This is a genomic window from Clostridium weizhouense (genome assembly GCF_019431045.1).
In the GTDB taxonomy this organism is placed as follows: Bacteria; Bacillota; Clostridia; order Clostridiales; family Clostridiaceae; genus Clostridium; species Clostridium weizhouense.
Map to the genome: position 1 here is coordinate 96847 of NZ_JAHXPT010000001.1, position 16606 is coordinate 113452.

Annotated in this window: 18 protein-coding genes; all 18 read right to left on the reverse strand. The window is 25.8% G+C overall.

What is annotated here, in order from left to right; translation table 11 throughout:
* Window positions 1-4: 4 nt before the first annotated feature.
* Window positions 5-1564 (reverse strand): flagellar basal-body MS-ring/collar protein FliF, encoded by a 1560-nt coding sequence (gene fliF / locus KYD98_RS00490; RefSeq protein ID WP_219777626.1) that lies wholly within the window; start codon window positions 1562-1564, stop codon window positions 5-7.
* A gap of 25 nt (window positions 1565-1589) precedes the next feature.
* Window positions 1590-1904: a flagellar hook-basal body complex protein FliE gene (gene fliE / locus KYD98_RS00495; protein ID WP_219777627.1), complete on the reverse strand. Its 315-nt coding sequence runs from the start codon at window positions 1902-1904 to the stop codon at window positions 1590-1592.
* Between the two features lie 13 nt (window positions 1905-1917).
* Window positions 1918-2325: a flagellar basal body rod protein FlgC gene (gene flgC / locus KYD98_RS00500; protein ID WP_219777628.1), complete on the reverse strand. Its 408-nt coding sequence runs from the start codon at window positions 2323-2325 to the stop codon at window positions 1918-1920.
* Window positions 2326-2340: 15 nt separating this feature from the next.
* Entirely contained in the window at window positions 2341-2742 is a 402-nt protein-coding gene (gene flgB, locus KYD98_RS00505; RefSeq protein WP_219777629.1) for a flagellar basal body rod protein FlgB, read from the reverse strand.
* A gap of 578 nt (window positions 2743-3320) precedes the next feature.
* Window positions 3321-4145: a flagellin N-terminal helical domain-containing protein gene (locus KYD98_RS00510; RefSeq protein WP_219777630.1), complete on the reverse strand. Its 825-nt coding sequence runs from the start codon at window positions 4143-4145 to the stop codon at window positions 3321-3323.
* 504 nt (window positions 4146-4649) lie between these two features.
* Window positions 4650-5570, reverse strand: a complete 921-nt coding sequence (locus KYD98_RS00515) for a UDP-3-O-(3-hydroxymyristoyl)glucosamine N-acyltransferase (protein ID WP_219777631.1) — start codon at window positions 5568-5570, stop codon at window positions 4650-4652.
* Window positions 5554-6324, reverse strand: coding sequence for a polysaccharide deacetylase family protein (locus tag KYD98_RS00520; RefSeq protein ID WP_219777632.1), 771 nt, complete (start codon window positions 6322-6324; stop codon window positions 5554-5556). Before KYD98_RS00520 ends, KYD98_RS00515 begins: the two co-directional genes overlap by 17 nt.
* A gap of 524 nt (window positions 6325-6848) precedes the next feature.
* Window positions 6849-6992, reverse strand: coding sequence for an LbetaH domain-containing protein (locus KYD98_RS00525; protein WP_308462426.1), 144 nt, complete (start codon window positions 6990-6992; stop codon window positions 6849-6851).
* Between the two features lie 9 nt (window positions 6993-7001).
* Complete coding sequence (locus KYD98_RS00530) at window positions 7002-7154, reverse strand: hypothetical protein (RefSeq protein ID WP_219777634.1); 153 nt, start codon at window positions 7152-7154, stop codon at window positions 7002-7004.
* A complete protein-coding gene (locus KYD98_RS00535; RefSeq protein WP_219777635.1) occupies window positions 7121-7372 on the reverse strand; it encodes an acyltransferase in 252 nt (83 codons plus the stop codon). The genes KYD98_RS00530 and KYD98_RS00535 overlap by 34 nt, the downstream gene beginning before the upstream one ends.
* 63 nt (window positions 7373-7435) lie before the next feature.
* A complete protein-coding gene (locus tag KYD98_RS00540) occupies window positions 7436-8287 on the reverse strand; it encodes an NAD-dependent epimerase/dehydratase family protein (protein WP_219777636.1) in 852 nt (283 codons plus the stop codon).
* Complete coding sequence (locus KYD98_RS00545; protein ID WP_219777637.1) at window positions 8287-9246, reverse strand: NAD-dependent epimerase/dehydratase family protein; 960 nt, start codon at window positions 9244-9246, stop codon at window positions 8287-8289. Before KYD98_RS00545 ends, KYD98_RS00540 begins: the two co-directional genes overlap by 1 nt.
* Before the next feature lie 17 nt (window positions 9247-9263).
* Window positions 9264-12563: a glycosyltransferase gene (locus KYD98_RS00550; protein WP_219777638.1), complete on the reverse strand. Its 3300-nt coding sequence runs from the start codon at window positions 12561-12563 to the stop codon at window positions 9264-9266.
* Between the two features lie 222 nt (window positions 12564-12785).
* A complete protein-coding gene (gene hag, locus KYD98_RS00555) occupies window positions 12786-13619 on the reverse strand; it encodes a flagellin Hag (protein WP_219777639.1) in 834 nt (277 codons plus the stop codon).
* 283 nt (window positions 13620-13902) lie between these two features.
* Complete coding sequence (gene hag, locus KYD98_RS00560; RefSeq protein WP_219777640.1) at window positions 13903-14736, reverse strand: flagellin Hag; 834 nt, start codon at window positions 14734-14736, stop codon at window positions 13903-13905.
* Between the two features lie 245 nt (window positions 14737-14981).
* Window positions 14982-15815, reverse strand: a complete 834-nt coding sequence (locus tag KYD98_RS00565) for a flagellin N-terminal helical domain-containing protein (RefSeq protein WP_219777641.1) — start codon at window positions 15813-15815, stop codon at window positions 14982-14984.
* A 248-nt stretch (window positions 15816-16063) separates the two neighbouring features.
* Window positions 16064-16243: a YjfB family protein gene (locus KYD98_RS00570; RefSeq protein WP_219777642.1), complete on the reverse strand. Its 180-nt coding sequence runs from the start codon at window positions 16241-16243 to the stop codon at window positions 16064-16066.
* 34 nt (window positions 16244-16277) lie between these two features.
* Window positions 16278-16604, reverse strand: coding sequence for a flagellar protein FliT (locus KYD98_RS00575; RefSeq protein ID WP_219777643.1), 327 nt, complete (start codon window positions 16602-16604; stop codon window positions 16278-16280).
* Window positions 16605-16606 lie beyond the last annotated feature (2 nt).

Consider the following 16606-nt stretch of genomic DNA (forward strand, 5'->3'; position numbering starts at 1 on the left):
GCTATCACCCCTCATTTTCAGAAAGCCATGATTTTATAATTTCTACAACCTGTTCAGGCTTATCTGTAGCATATTTCTTAATTTCATTTTCCATATGAGTCTTTTGATTCTGAGTTTCAAAATCTATTGGCTCAAATTTTTCTGGTTGTTTTGGTTCTATATTATCTCCAATCACAATATCTAACAATTGGTCTTCATCATCTTTTTTCTTCTTTCTCTTCTTAATTAATATAACAATAAGTGTTAAAAGAACTATTACTCCAATTATACCCATAATAATATACTTCTTCATTTCTGCATCTTTAAGTTCTGCATTAAATGCATCAATTTGTTTTTGGTTTTCTTCTTTTAAACTTGGATCAAAATTCATACCTAATACAGAAATTTGATCTCCTCTAACAGCATTAAATCCAACTGCATTTGCTACAGCATCTTGAATCGCTTTTTGAGTTGCTGCATCTAAATTTCCATCAACAACCACTGATGCTGTCATTCTTTTCACTTCACCTGGTGCACTTAAAACCTTAGTTTCAGTTTTACCAATTTCATAATTGTTCTTTTGTTCTTCTCTAGTTGAATTAGAATTTGTAGTATTAGTATTATCTGTAGTATTACTAATATTGTTATCAACTGGACTCTCACTTACTTGTCCAGAATCTCCAGTGTTGTTTGCCTCTTTAATTGTTTGTTGACTTACAACAACCTTGTTAGGATCAAGTACAGTTTGAGTTTTTTGTTTAGAATCAAAATCTAAATCTACATTTACTGTAGCTTTTATTTTATCTTTGCCTATAACTGGTTCCAATAATTCAATTATTTCTTTTTGTAATTTATTTTCATATGATTCTTCTAATGAATGTTGCTTATCTATTTCATCTGAACTTACAATACCTTGCTCATCACTATTTATATTTTTTGTAAGCAAATTCATATCTTGGTCAATTACTTCTATGTTTTCCTTAGGAACATTTTGTGTACTCCCTGCTAGAAGAGCAACTATTGATTTAACTTGTTCTTCTGTTATTTGTTTTCCAGGTGATATCTTTAAATAAACTGCTGCTTTACCTGGTGTACTTTCCTTTACAAATACTGAATCTGTAGAAGGAGTAATATGTACTCTTGCACTTTCTACTTGCGAAAAACTTTTTATAGTTTTTTCAAGTTCCCCTTCCTGCATTCTTAATTTTTTAATTTTAAATTCTTCATCTGTCATACCAAAAGAGCTTCCAGCATCCATAAGTTCATAACCACTGCTTCCAGCAGTTAATTCTGGTGCTAATTGTAATCTCAATTGATCTACTTGTTCTTTAGGTACTAAAATCGTATCTCCTTGAATCTTTGTTGTAACTTTACTTTCATTTAATTTAGCTAGTACAACCTGTGCATCTTTCGGATCAAGATTTGAAAATAAAACTTGGTACTTATTTGATGATGTGTAGATTATTGTACTTGCAACAGCAATCAACACAGCAACACAGGATATAAGAATCGCAATTTTAATCTTTTTGTTTTGCGACTTAAACTTTCCCCATAGCCCTCTAACTTTTTCTAAAAGTTTATTCATTTTTTCACAGCACTCCTCACTTTAGTTACAACTGCATTCTTGTTAGTTCTTTATATGCTTCAACTAGCTGATCTCTGGTCTTAGCTAAAAATTGTAAGCTTAAACTAGCCTCTTCTCCTTTTATCATAACTTCATCAATATTAACATTATCTCCTCTAACAAATGCATTTGTATATTTGTCAGCTTCAATTTGTTTACTATTAACATCATCAATGCAGTTTTTTAAAGTTTCCCCAAAACTACTATTAGTAGCTTGTACGCTTTTTTTATTTTCATTAAGGGTATTAAAGTTCTTGTCAAATCTAATTTGACTTTGTTCAAAACTATTATTGATATTCATATTATTTTACTCCTTATTTACCAATTTCTAGTGCTTTTGAAAACATCCCTTTCAAAGCAGTGAATGTCTCAACATTAGCCTCATATGCTCTTGTAGAAACCATCATGTCTGCCATTTCATTTAATACATTCACATTTGGCATAGTAACATAACCATTTTCATCTGCATCTGGATGAGTTGGATCATATTTTTTTCTAAGCGGAGATTTATCCTCTTCAATTTTTACTGGTTTAATCCCTGCCATTTTCCTATTCTCATCAAGTGCTTCCTGAAAAAAAGCTATTTTTCTGACATATGGACCTTTTCCATCGGCACTTCTTGTTGTACTTGCATTTGCCATATTAGAAGTTATTGTATCCATTCTTAATCTTTCAGCGGAAATACCTGTTGCACTTATTTGCATAGAAGTAAATGCATTCATATTATCCCTCCTTTTCTATTTCATTACTGTTCTAATGTTATTAAATTTATTATTTATTCTGCTTATTAAAGCATTATATTTTAATGTATTAGCTGCTTGATTAACTTTTTCAAGCTCTAAATCTACATTATTACCATCTGTTCTCATACTTGTCGTATTTACTCTATGAATACTTATATTATCATTTGTTTGCAAATCATCTTTTAAATGCACTTCATCTGTTGTCTTTAATGATAAGTTTGTTCCTTCTTCTGTATTCTTTAAATTTTCTTCAAAAATCACATCAAATTTCTTGTATCCTTTAGTATTAATATTCGCCATATTATTTGCAATAGTTTGTGCTCTTAAATTTGATGCTTTAATACCTTCTTTGATTAATTTATAACTATTATCTGAATTTATAACATTTATCGCCATACACATTTCCCCCACTTTTCTTGTAATTAAATGTATATTTTTCTTATTCACATGTATTTGTATAACAACATAATAATTTTTCTACAACATTTTTTTATCTGTAATTTAATATAATATAATTATAAAATAATTATCACTTTTTATCTATAATTATTTTGTTGTTTTAATAAATAATATTAAATTATACATAAAATTTGTAATTAATTTTTCCTATTTTAAGTAAAATTATTTCTATTTTTCTGCTGTTTAGCCTATTTTTTTCTTATATTTATATATTATATTAAAAATAATTAAAATTTGTTAAGGAAATTTTACTTTTTATTTGAAATTTCTACATCCAAATAAATTCTTTTATATTAATAAATTAATGAAATTTATACATTTTTTTACTTTTAAATTTTACATTCATATTATTATCGAACAACTATAAATAAAGTTAAGTATTATATGAATTTATTTCTACAATTTATTATAAAACTTTTACATTTTTCATACTATTAAAACAAAAAGAATAATTATATTAATCATAAAAATAGCTTTATTTATAAAAATATTTTATAAATAAAGCTTATATATAATTACTTAATATTCTGTAAAACCCTTAATGCATCTTGTGGAAAATTATTACTTTGAGCCATTAATGCTATAGAAGATTGTATCAATATTTGACTTTCCGAAAATTTAAGCATTTCTTCTGCTAAATCTGCATCTGCAATATTACTTTGAGACTTTTCAAGCGATTGGTTATTTTGAATCATATTATCTCCTGTACTTTCTAGTCTTAATTGTAATGCACCATACTTGCTTCTTACATTTGAAACCTCAACAATAGCACTATCTACTGATGAAATGGCATTTCCTATATTATCTGGATTAGTTACATCTAAATTTTTAATTCCTAACTTTGTAGCTGTAAGATCATATTTATTAATAGTAGTATCTTCCCCTTTCATGCTTCCTATTGTAGACTTTATCTCTGACGGCCCAACACCATCAAGTAATTTAATCCCATTAAATTCAGTGTTTTTAGCCATATAATCAACATGTTCAGTAAGTTGATCTATTTCTTTCTGAAGTGTTTCTCTATCCGTAGAGTTCATTGCACCACTACCAGCTTGAACTGTTAATTCCTTCAATCTTAATAGACTATCATTCATTTCACTCATAGCACCATCAAAAGTTTGAATCATAGAATTAGTATCTTGAATATTTTTTTGAGCTGCTGCATTGCTAAGTATTTGTATTTTAAGCATTTCACTTTGACCTATTTTATTAGGATTGTCTTTAGCCTTGTTAAGTTTTAAACCTGAACTTATATTATTTATAGCTTTAGAACTACTAGTTAGTTTATCTTTATAATTATTATATATGTTTAATGAAAATATATTTGGATTTAATCTCATTTTATCACCATCACATTCAAATTTATTTTATTTATATTATCGAGTTATAAACTCAAAACTTTATAATGCCTTACTGTTTTTTACAAGTTCTTTTCCCATTTATATAATTATTATATCCAATAGCATATTCTAATTAAACAAAAACTCTATATAAATTATTTTTTATATTAAATAACTTGACTTGTGCACTAAATTGAGTAATTTAACCAAATGGCTTAAAATCAGGGTTTATTAAATAGCAAAGAATAAATTTTAGATATACTCTACTTAATCTTTTATATGAATTTGGTTTATTTTTCAAATATAACGAGTTAAAATCTATTTAATTCTAAAATTTATGCTTAAAAATAATAGAATGTTGGTTTCTTAGAATATATATCCAAATAGTTGCACAAGTCTAGTTAAATAATAAATTTTACATATAAAAATGCTTGATAATAATAAAAACTAACTTTTCTATTAATTAATCAAGCATTTTTATAAGACATACTACTAAATAATATCCTATTTAATATTTTTTAGAAATCTAGCTGGATTTCCTATAACAACATTATTTTCTTTTATATCATTTATCACTACTGAACCTATTCCAATCAAACTATTATTCCCAATTTTAATTCCATTTTTAATACACGCATTAGGTGAAACCCAACAATTTTCTCCTATTTCAACACTACCACTTACTTGTGAATTTGCTATTATAAATGTACCTTTTTTAATTTTCACATTATGTGCTATAAAAACACAATCATCAACTTTTACATAATTTTCAATCACAGTAGGTTCTATTGTCCCTTGTGCAATACACGCAAGCGCCCCTACTTCTACAGAATCTCCTATTATCACACCACCTAAATGAGGTATCTTATATGTAATTCCATCAAAATCTCGTTCTACACCAAAACCATCACTTCCTATAACACAATTTTCTTTTATTATACAATTATTCCCTATAATTACGTTTTTTCTAATTTTAGCTCCACTCTTTATTATACAATTTTTTCCTATTACACTATTGCTATCTATAAATACAAAAGGTTCTATTATTGTATTTTCCCCAATCAATACATTTTTCCCTATATAATATCCACTCTTAAAAATATAATTATTATCCTCTTCTTTATTATTATCTAATATAAATTTTAATATTTTAGCATATTCTTTTCTTGGTCTATCTACATATAATATATAGTTTTCCTCAAAATTAATATTATTATATTGTTTATTTAATATAATTATACTATTTTTTACTTTCTTCAAATTTTCTATATCTTCATGTTTTAGAGCATTAGCGAAAATCAAAGTATTATTTTTAGGATTACTTATAGCTGAAACTGAATATATTACGGTATTATAAAATATATAATCATTATATTTCTCTATTCTTTTTAATAGGCTACTTTCAAAATTAAATTTTCTTTCCATCGACGCTCTTCTTCTCAATAAAATATTTTAATAATACTTCATCACCAAGTTCTTTTTTGTACGTTTTGTTTATATTCTTATACTGATCAAGAACTTTTATTTTATCATTTATTATCCCGTTAAAACAAGTTATATATGATTCTTCTTTCTTTGAAAAATGTATAGGATGAAACAGAACTTGTATTAAATTATTTTCACCTTTTTGTATGAATGTATAGATATTTTTTCCTCTAAAATCTTTACATGAATCTGATATATATAAATCCGGATTAAAAAACTCTTTTGAATATGCATTTTTATATCCTTTAAAATTTGGATATCTATTGTGTACAGATGGATTATGTAAACTTATACTCTCAACTCTATTCCCTATAATATTTTCTATAATATTCACTTCATTTTTCATTTTAATTTGCATTTGTTCTAACGATATATCTCCATATATAGTAGGATCAAAATGTAAACCTATTTCAAATTTATTTTTATTCATATCAATTAACATTTGCCTGTTTTTTTTGCAATTTATATTATATATATCTGATGTAGTTAATACGAAATAAGTTGATTTTACATTAATTTCCGCTTCCATATTAGACATGATATAAGCCTTTTCTACATTAAAATCTATATCATGTCTTAATATAAATCCAGATTTTGTATCTATATTTGCCGAACTAAAAGTGAGTATTTCTCCTATTTTTTTCATTTTATTCAATATGTTTTTATAATTATTGTAGGTAAATATACTATCCATTAGCTTCCTTTCATAATAAATCTATCTTAAATTTTATTATGATTCTCCTTTCATAATATTGTCACTATAATTAAGTTTTAGTCAGGACCACCCGTAAAACGGATGGCTTGCTCTGCCCCTGTAAGGCTAAAAAATATATAGTGCAGCCTTTTCTCACTGTTAGACTTGCTATACATTTTTTAATTGTGTGGTTATTCTATATTTTAAATCCAGTTATGAAACTTAGCTTTTATAATAACTTATAGTTTTGCATTAACAGTGTTAGTTTATTGACAACACAAAATTTCTGTTAAAAATTAACCTTTTGAGAATACTCATACTTTTTTAACGGTATAACCAGGCGCCCACCACTCGCATAGCAAGTGGTTTTCTTTTAACGCTAAAGCACATAATAAAAACTATATAGTATTTATTTTATTACATTTAATTTTAATTGACATTAACTTAATATATGTTGTAATATGGTTTCTACAATTAAATTTTGAATTCAATTTTAAATTGTAATGTATATCTTTTGAATATTGTTACTTCCTATATTTAATAATTCTAGCCGGAACACCTACTGCTACAGAATAATCTGGTATAAAATTATTAACTACGGCTCCTGCTCCTATTTTAGTTCCCTCACCTATTTTCATTCCTGGCAATAATATTGCTCCCATACCTATATTACAATCTTATTTTATAGTTATAGGTAAAAATTCTAATTCTGAAAATAATATAGGAATATCACATCCACATTTCTTATGCTTAGAAGGTAATATACTTACTTTGGGGCCTATCCCAACATTTTCACCTATAAAAGCCCTCCTGCCCCATGAATGAAGCATTGTTGACCTATCCATACATTGTTTGAAATAATTAAAGATGAGTTATAGTAACCTTTTAAAATAGTATCATGACCAATGTACACATTATCTCCAATTTCAATATTTTCTGGATAAAATATTCTAACTCCATCTTCAATAATTACATTTTCTCCACATTTCTTAAGTTTACTTATATTAGGTATTCCTTTTCCTTCACCATTCCATTTTTTATATTTCAATATATTTACACCTCCAAAGCCATAGAGCATATAGATATTAAATTCCCTATTCAACAGAACTATCTAAATCTTCCTATAAGTTTCAATAATTTTTTTTATAGATTTATCTATATTATTTTTAAAATTATAATTTAATGATTTAATAATTTTTTTATTTTCTCCTAATAAATTAGAAACATTATTATTATTATATATATAATTTAAGTCAGGTATTTTTAAATATTTATTCATAAGTAAAACAATATCTTTTATCGATACTTCTTCCATACCAGAAATATTAAATATACCTTCATTATTGCTTTGAATTTCATAGTCTATAATTTTAATTAAATCATCTATATATATCGGATTGATAATAGGTCTTCCATCCTTATTCAACACTACTCTTTTTTGATTGATTATATTTGTTATTATGTTATCAAATAATCTCCCTTTTTGATTTAAACCATAGGGGAAAAATAGTCTATATATAACAACCCTCATTGAATTAGACTTAAGTAAACATAGATCTTCAGAAAATTTTTTACTTAAATTGTAAATCCCTTCCGGGTTACATTTATCATCCTCTTTAAACCTACCCTCTTTGAAACCATATACACCACCCGTTGAAAGATATATAAAATTCTTCACATTATTATGTGTACAAAAATCTAATAAATCACTAGTAAACTTAATATTAGCATTTACATATTCACTAAAATCTAATGAAGTATTTCCCACCACTGATGCTCCATGAATCACAGTATCAATTTCTTCATTTATTTCAAGTTTAGTATTAGGAGTCCATATAATACTTTTACATAAATTAGTTGAATTTCTCCCCAAATTTATAAAATCGTATTTAGACCCTAATTCTAAAATTATGTTTTTTCCTACGTATCCAGTTCCTCCCGTTAGCAAAATCCTTTTCTTCATTATTTATTGCGTTCCCTATACCATTCTATAGTTCTTCTTAATCCTTCATTTAAATCTACTTTAGGATCAAAACTCAATATTTCTCTTGCTTTTTCTATACTAGGAATTCTAAGTTCAACATCAACATAACCTTTAGGAACATGTATTATAGTTGAATCTGAATTAGCTATTCTTTTAATCGCTTCCGCTAACATAGAAATAGTAACTGTTGCTCTTGAATTTCCTATATTAAAAGAATTTCCTATTGCTTCTTCTTTTTCTAAACATAGCATTATTCCATTAACAAAATCATCAATATAACACCAAGAACGTATTTGATCTCCATCACCATGTATTTGCATTTCTTCATTTTTTATTGCTCTTAAAACAAATTGATGTATAGCACCTTCGCCAACTTGACCAGGACCATATACATTAAAAGGTCTTACTGTAACAACTGGAATTCCATATTCCTTAAAATAGCTATGTGCTAAATGTTCTCCTGCAAGTTTAGATACTGAATAAGTCCATCTAGCTTCTCCTACTGGTGCTAAATTTGTAGTATGTTTTTCATTAACCTTATAAGCATATGATCCAAACACTTCTGATGTTGAAAAATCTACAAATCTCTCTATATTAATATCCTTTATAGATTCTAATATATTATATGTACCTATCATATTTACTTTCATAGTATTAACAGGACTTTTAATTACTGTATCTATTCCAGCAACTGCTGCTAAATGAATAACTATATTAGGAGAAAATTCACTTACTACTGTTTTCAAATTATTAAAATCTAAAATATCTCCTTCTACCAATTTAATATTATCTTTTGTTAATAAATCAGTATTCTTTATTGAGTTTCTTTTTAAGCTATCATATAAAAGTATTTCATTATTATCACTAAGTAATTTACATAATTTTGTTCCTATAAACCCGGCTCCACCTGTTAATAAAATTCTTTTATTCTTTATCATCTTTACCTTCTCCTACTTTATAATTTTTTATATATTTCAAGCATATTCTTAGATACTATATTCATGTCATGGTACTTTTCTGCATACCTTCTGCCTTTTTTCCCAATTTCAGTTAACATATCTCTATTTTTAATTGCATATTCGATTTTTTCTTTAATGTTATCTGGATTTGCTGATATTATAGGTAATTCCTTAGGATATTTTTCTTTCATAAAATCACTTATCCAGCAAATTACTGGTTTTCCCATAGCCATCGCTTCTACTGCAAATGCACCATGAGAACCTGTTAATATTTGATCTATAATCAAATCAGCCTTTTTGTAAATTTTAATTGCTTCTTCATAGGACATTCCAGTAACAAGTTTAAATTCAAAATCATACTTTAACTTTAACATTTCTATAGCTTTTAAAATATATGGAGTTCCTTTAAATTCTGGAGATGTAGGAGCATGAACTATTAACATTTTTTTATTTTTTTTATTTTGAACAAGTTCAAATTTATTTAAATCTATTGCCAATCTAGAATAATAAACACTAGAATGATAATCTTTTACATACTCTGCCAATTCATAATCCACAATGCAATTAGGAATATATTTAGATATAAGTTCAAGTCTTCTCTTTATTATATCTTCATTCATATTTTTCACTTTAACATAAGGATTCATTTTTAATGCTTTAGAATACATTCTCACCTCTGATCCCCAATATTGCATTACAACTTTTTTATCTAATTCTTTTATCAAAGGTAAATCTGAGTAATCTATGGCTAGACTTGTTCCAAAATGAAAATGAAAAATATCATTATTTGCAATTATATTTGAAGCTAATTTCTTAGTTTCTATATTAGCTTCATTCATATCTTTAAAAGAATTTATATCAATTTCATAATCAGATTTATATTTTATATAATTAGGATGATAATTAAGTGTTTTAGAATTAACTCCTAAACTTTTTAAACTTTTATTTATAGTATTCATCTGATTTGCAATTTCAATTGTTCCTTGAACCACATTTAAATTATTATTATCTATTTCATTCTTTATTGAAATAAAATCTTCAATTTTTATATTAGAATTTGGATTAAATAATTTTGCATTACAAATAAGTTCTATAGATTTATTATAATTATTATTTTCATTCATTAAATAACTCATGTTTAATAATAAATCTTTATTATATGGATCTTTTTTTAAACCTTCATTTAATATAACTTCTGCATCACTTAAATTTCCTTCTAAAATTGATATAACACTCTCTATTGAGTATGTTTCTATATCATTAGTTACAATTGTTTTATATTCATTTAATAATAATTTAGCTTCTTCTAATTGTGAATCATTAATCAATGCATTAATATTTTCTTTTATTTGAATTTTATATTTTTGAAATTCTTCTTGTTCTTTAGATTTATTACCTTTTTCAATTAAAAGTTCATTTTTATAACAATCAATATATTTCGTCATTACTTCATAAACATTTATAGCTTCTATAATATAATTTATAGCTAATTTCTTTTCTTTAATTTTTAATTTAGAATCTACTATGTACATTATTAAAAAGAATCTCTCTTCAGTATTATTTATATATTTATAAATAGATTCTGCTTTATCTGTTTGATAAATACTTGATATAAATTCATTTCCTAATTTTAGATACCTTTTAAATATATCTTGATATTTATCATCTACTTTTGAATTATTTTTAATATTAATTAATAATAAAACATATGTTATTGATAAATATACTTTTATTTTATTTAAATCTATTAATTCTTCTTCATAATTTAAAATAAAATTTTCAAATTTAATAATAACGCTTTCATCTTGTTCAATTATATATTGAATAATTTTTTTTAAAGTAAACATTTCTATTTTAGAGAAATAATTAATTATTATGTTTACATCATTTTTTATGTATTTAAATACTTCACTATAAAATAATGGTTCTTTATTAAAATCCAACTTTCCAATTAAATCAATTGCCATTTCTTCTGTTTTTGAAATATTATTTATTAATCTTAAATTATTTAATAAAGCATAATTATCATTATTTAAAGCAAATTCCCTATATATTTTTGTTTTATCTTCAATCTCTAATTTAATGATATTTTCTTCAAGCATTACTAAAAATGAATCTTTTTTATTTTTTTCTGATAACGACAAATATAAATTTTTAAGTTCATTATATTTTTCTAATTTTAATAATACATGTATTCCTGCATAAATTTTTTGATCAATTATTTCAATATTCTTATAAATCTGATAAGCCTCTTTATAATCTTTATTTTTCATATAGTAATTAAATACTTCAAAATATCCATTTGAAATTGAATCCTTGTCCATATGATACATAATTATTGTTAAATCATTAGATATTTCTAATTTAGAGTAATTTTTTACTAAATTTATGTATTTATTAAGTGCTTTAAATGTATTATTTGAATTACCTAACTGCTTTTCTATTAATCCCATAATATAATACATGTCAACATAATCTGGTTCTAAATTAATTGTTTCATTTGCAATTTTTAATGATTCCTTAAGTTCTCCATTTGTATAAGCTATTCTGCAATATGAAGCTAATATATAAACATATACCTTATCATTTAAAAGTTTTTTTCTTTTTAAAATTTCATATGCTTTTCTAAATTCTTCAAGTGATTCTTTATGATCACTGTGCATGTCATAACTAATTCCAAGTTGATATAAATAATATAGATTTTCTGGATCATCAGATAATTCATTTTTAAGCAATTCAACTGTTCTTTTATATTTTTTCTCCATTAATTCTTTATCAGTGCTAATATAACCAAAATGCGTTAATGAAATATCCACACTTAAATTAGGCCCCTTAGACATAGGTTGATTATGTACCGCTCCTACATAACAAAATTCACCATCATTTCTAAATAATCTTGGAGAAAGTATTAAATTATATCTATCTTCATCTTTATAGTCATATAAATTCTTTACTTGTAATAACACTGTATTAACTTTTTTTAACTCATTTGATTTTACAAGAGTTATTAACTTATTTGTGTCATCTAATCTTTCATCCGCATCTATAATAAAAATCCATTCTCCTTTTGCATAAGAAATAGACTTATTTCGCATCTCTGAAAAGTTTTTGTTCCAGTCATGAAAATAAATCTTATTTGTGTATTCCTTAGCTATGGATACAGTATTATCTTTTGATCCTGTGTCTACTATAATAAGTTCTGCTAACCCTTCATCAACTATAGGTTTAAGATTTTCAAGACATCTTTTTAAATTCTTTTCTTCATCTTTAACCATCATACATATACTTAACTTCATGCTCTATTCCCCTCAAAATATATTATTAATATAGTACGTTTATATTCAATATCCTTATAAAATAGTTTGTATGTTTTTTTAACATTTTATACTGTTAATTGAATATATAATTAAAATTCATATATTTTATTTAGTTTATATAATAAAAGAGTGTTTTTCACAAGTATTAAAAATTCTTGTGATACACTCTTTTATTAATTAAAATATATTATTAAGTTATAACTATCTTAATAATTGAAGAACTCCTTGTGGTTGTTGATTAGCTTGAGATAACATTGCTTGTGCTGCTTGGTTAAGAATGTTATTCTTTGAGAAGTTCATCATTTCTTTCGCCATATCAACGTCTCTTATTCTTGATTCAGAAGCTGTTAAGTTTTCTGAAGAAGTATTTAAGTTATTTATAGTATGTTCTAATCTGTTTTGGTATGCACCAAGTTTTGCTCTTTCTGTAGATACTTTATTAATTGCATCATTAATAGTGCTTATAGCTTTTGATACTGTAGTTGCTGTTGTAGTATTATCAATTTTAACAAGTGTAGCTGATACACCTAATGAAGCTGCCGTCATATTTCCGATGTCTAATTTTATAAATTGGTCTTTGTTAGCTCCAACTTGGAATGATAAAGTTCCTGCACCTGAGTTTGTATTTAATAGTTTTTGAGTATTAAATTCTGTTTGTCCAGCAATTCTATTTATTTCTTCTTGTAATTGAACTACTTCTTTACCTATTTGATCTTTATCTGCTCCTACATTAGTATCATTTGCACCTTGTACTGCTAATTCTCTCATTCTTTGAAGAATTGAGTGTGTTTCATTTAAAGCACCTTCTGCTGTTTGTATTAAAGATATACCATCTTGAGAGTTTCTTGAAGCTTGATCTAAACCTCTGATTTGTCCTCTCATTTTTTCTGAAATAGCAAGTCCTGCTGCATCATCTCCAGCTCTGTTTATTCTTAATCCTGAAGATAATTTTTCCATTGCCTTTCCAGCTGCGCTTGTGTTAACTCCCATGTTTCTGTGTGCATTTAATGCGTTCATATTGTGATTGATAATCATAATAAATTCCTCCCTGATTTTAATTGGACATCCTTGTCCTTTTTTATTTATTTAAACTTAAAGTTTATAACCTTAAAATTTAAAACTTTTTAATGTTTTATTATTAAATGTTTATATTTATTTTTCGTATTGTTCTTTCAATACTTTAGAGTTTTTATATAATAAAATTAGTTATTATTCTATTTTTTACTTTATTAATAGATAATTTAAAAGGGCGTTTCATAAATTTAAAAACATTTATGAAACACCATTTAATCACTTAAAGTACATTATTAAATTATAACTATCTTAATAATTGAAGAACTCCTTGTGGTTGTTGATTAGCTTGAGATAACATTGCTTGTGCCGCTTGGTTAAGAATGTTATTCTTTGAGAAATTCATCATTTCTTTAGCCATATCAACGTCTCTTATTCTTGATTCAGAAGCTGTTAAGTTTTCTGAAGAAGTATTTAAGTTATTTATAGTATGTTCTAATCTATTTTGGTATGCACCAAGTTTTGCTCTTTCTGTAGATACTTTATTTATTGCATTATTTATAGTACTTATAGCTTTTGATACTGTAGTTGCTGTTGTAGAATTACTAATTGCAACACTTCCTATTGATACTCCTAACGAAGCTGCTGTCATATTTCCAATATCTAATTTTATAAATTGATCTTTGTTAGCTCCAACTTGGAATGATATAGTACCTGCACCTGTGTTTGTATTTAATAACTTCTTAGTGTTAAATTCTGTTTGTCCAGCAATTCTATCAATTTCTTCTTGTAACTGCACTACTTCTTTACCTATTTGATCTTTATCTGCTCCTACGTTAGTGTCATTTGCACCTTGAACTGCTAATTCTCTCATTCTTTGAAGAATTGAGTGTGTTTCATTTAAAGCACCTTCTGCTGTTTGTATTAAAGATATACCATCTTGAGAGTTTCTTGAAGCTTGATCTAAACCTCTGATTTGTCCTCTCATTTTTTCTGAAATAGCAAGTCCTGCTGCATCATCTCCAGCTCTGTTTATTCTTAATCCTGAAGATAATTTTTCCATTGCCTTTCCAGCTGCGCTTGTGTTAACTCCCATGTTTCTGTGTGCATTTAATGCGTTCATATTGTGATTGATAATCATAATAAATTCCTCCCTGATTTTAATTGGACATCCTTGTCCTATTTTTTTATTTATTTAAAACCTAAGGCTTATAACCTTAAGATTTAAAATATCTTTATCGATGTAATTATTTATCGGTAATATTTTTTAATACTTTAGAGTTTTTATATAATAAAATTAGTTATTTTTCTTTGATTTGAAATAAATATTTTTCACTTTATTAAAATAAATTCTTTAATCACTTAAAGTATATTATTAAGTTATAACTATCTTAATAATTGAAGAACTCCTTGTGGTTGTTGATTAGCTTGAGATAACATTGCTTGTGCTGCTTGGTTAAGAATGTTATTCTTTGAGAAGTTCATCATTTCTTTCGCCATATCAACGTCTCTTATTCTTGATTCAGAAGCTGTTAAGTTTTCTGAAGAAGTATTTAAGTTATTTATAGTATGTTCTAATCTGTTTTGGTATGCACCAAGTTTTGCTCTTTCTGTAGATACTTTATTAATTGCATTATTTATAGTACTTATAGCTTTTGATACTGTAGTTGCTGTTGTTGTACTACTAATTGCAACACTTCCTGTTGATACTCCTAATGAAGCTGCTGTCATATTCCCAATATCTAATTTTATAAATTGATCCTTATTAGCTCCAACTTGGAATGATAAAGTACCCGCACCTGAGTTTGTATTTAATAATTTTTGAGTATTGAATTCTGTTTGACCAGCAATTCTGTCAATTTCACCTTGTAATTGTACTATTTCTTTACCGATTTGATCTTTATCTGCTCCTACGTTAGTATCATTTGCACCTTGTACTGCTAACTCTCTCATTCTTTGAAGAATTGAGTGTGTTTCATTTAAAGCACCTTCTGCTGTTTGTATTAAAGATATACCATCTTGAGAGTTTCTTGAAGCTTGATCTAAACCTCTGATTTGTCCTCTCATTTTTTCTGAAATAGCAAGTCCTGCTGCATCATCTCCAGCTCTGTTTATTCTTAATCCTGAAGATAATTTTTCCATTGCCTTTCCAGCTGCGCTTGTGTTAACTCCCATGTTTCTGTGTGCATTTAATGCGTTCATATTGTGATTGATAATCATAATAAATTCCTCCCTGATTTTAATTGGACATCCTTATCCTATTTTTTTATTTATTTAAATTTAAAGTTTATAACTTTAAATTTAAAAACTTTTTAATGTTTTATTATTAAATGCTTATATTTATTTTTCGTATTATCTTTTCAATACTTTATATATTTTTGTTGTTTTTTATTATAATTAAATTTATTTTAATATTAATTCCTTATATTATAAGTTTCGACTACCAGTTATATAACTTTAGTACTTTTTTAAACAAACTTATCTAAATTAATTCCTTTTCCAGGTTCTACAGCCATATTACCCATCATTTCTGTCATTTGATTAGCCATTTCCTTTTCAGAATTCATTCCTAACTTCATTACAGATAATTGAACTGCTGTTTTCAATGCTCCTTGATTCATAGCGATTGACATTGCTGCTATATCCATATACCTATTCCCCTTTATTTATATTTTTTATTTATTAAATTCTCTTGGAGAAAAGATTAACTTTTCTACTTGCATTAACATATCCTAAATTAGCCTGTTTGTGAATTACAATTTTTTTTATTTCCTCTTTTACAGAAAACATTTTTTCTCTTAAAGCATCTTCTAACTCTTTATCCAAAATGTCCAATTCTTTTTCTTTATATATTTTCCTAATTTCATCCCTATCTGAATTTAAAGAAAATATCTTTTCTATAATTTCTTCTCTTTTTTCGAACAAACTAATTTCTTCTTTATTTTCTTTTATTGATTTTATAATTTCTAAGTTAATTTCTTTATATTCATTAAAAATACTTAAATCCATAA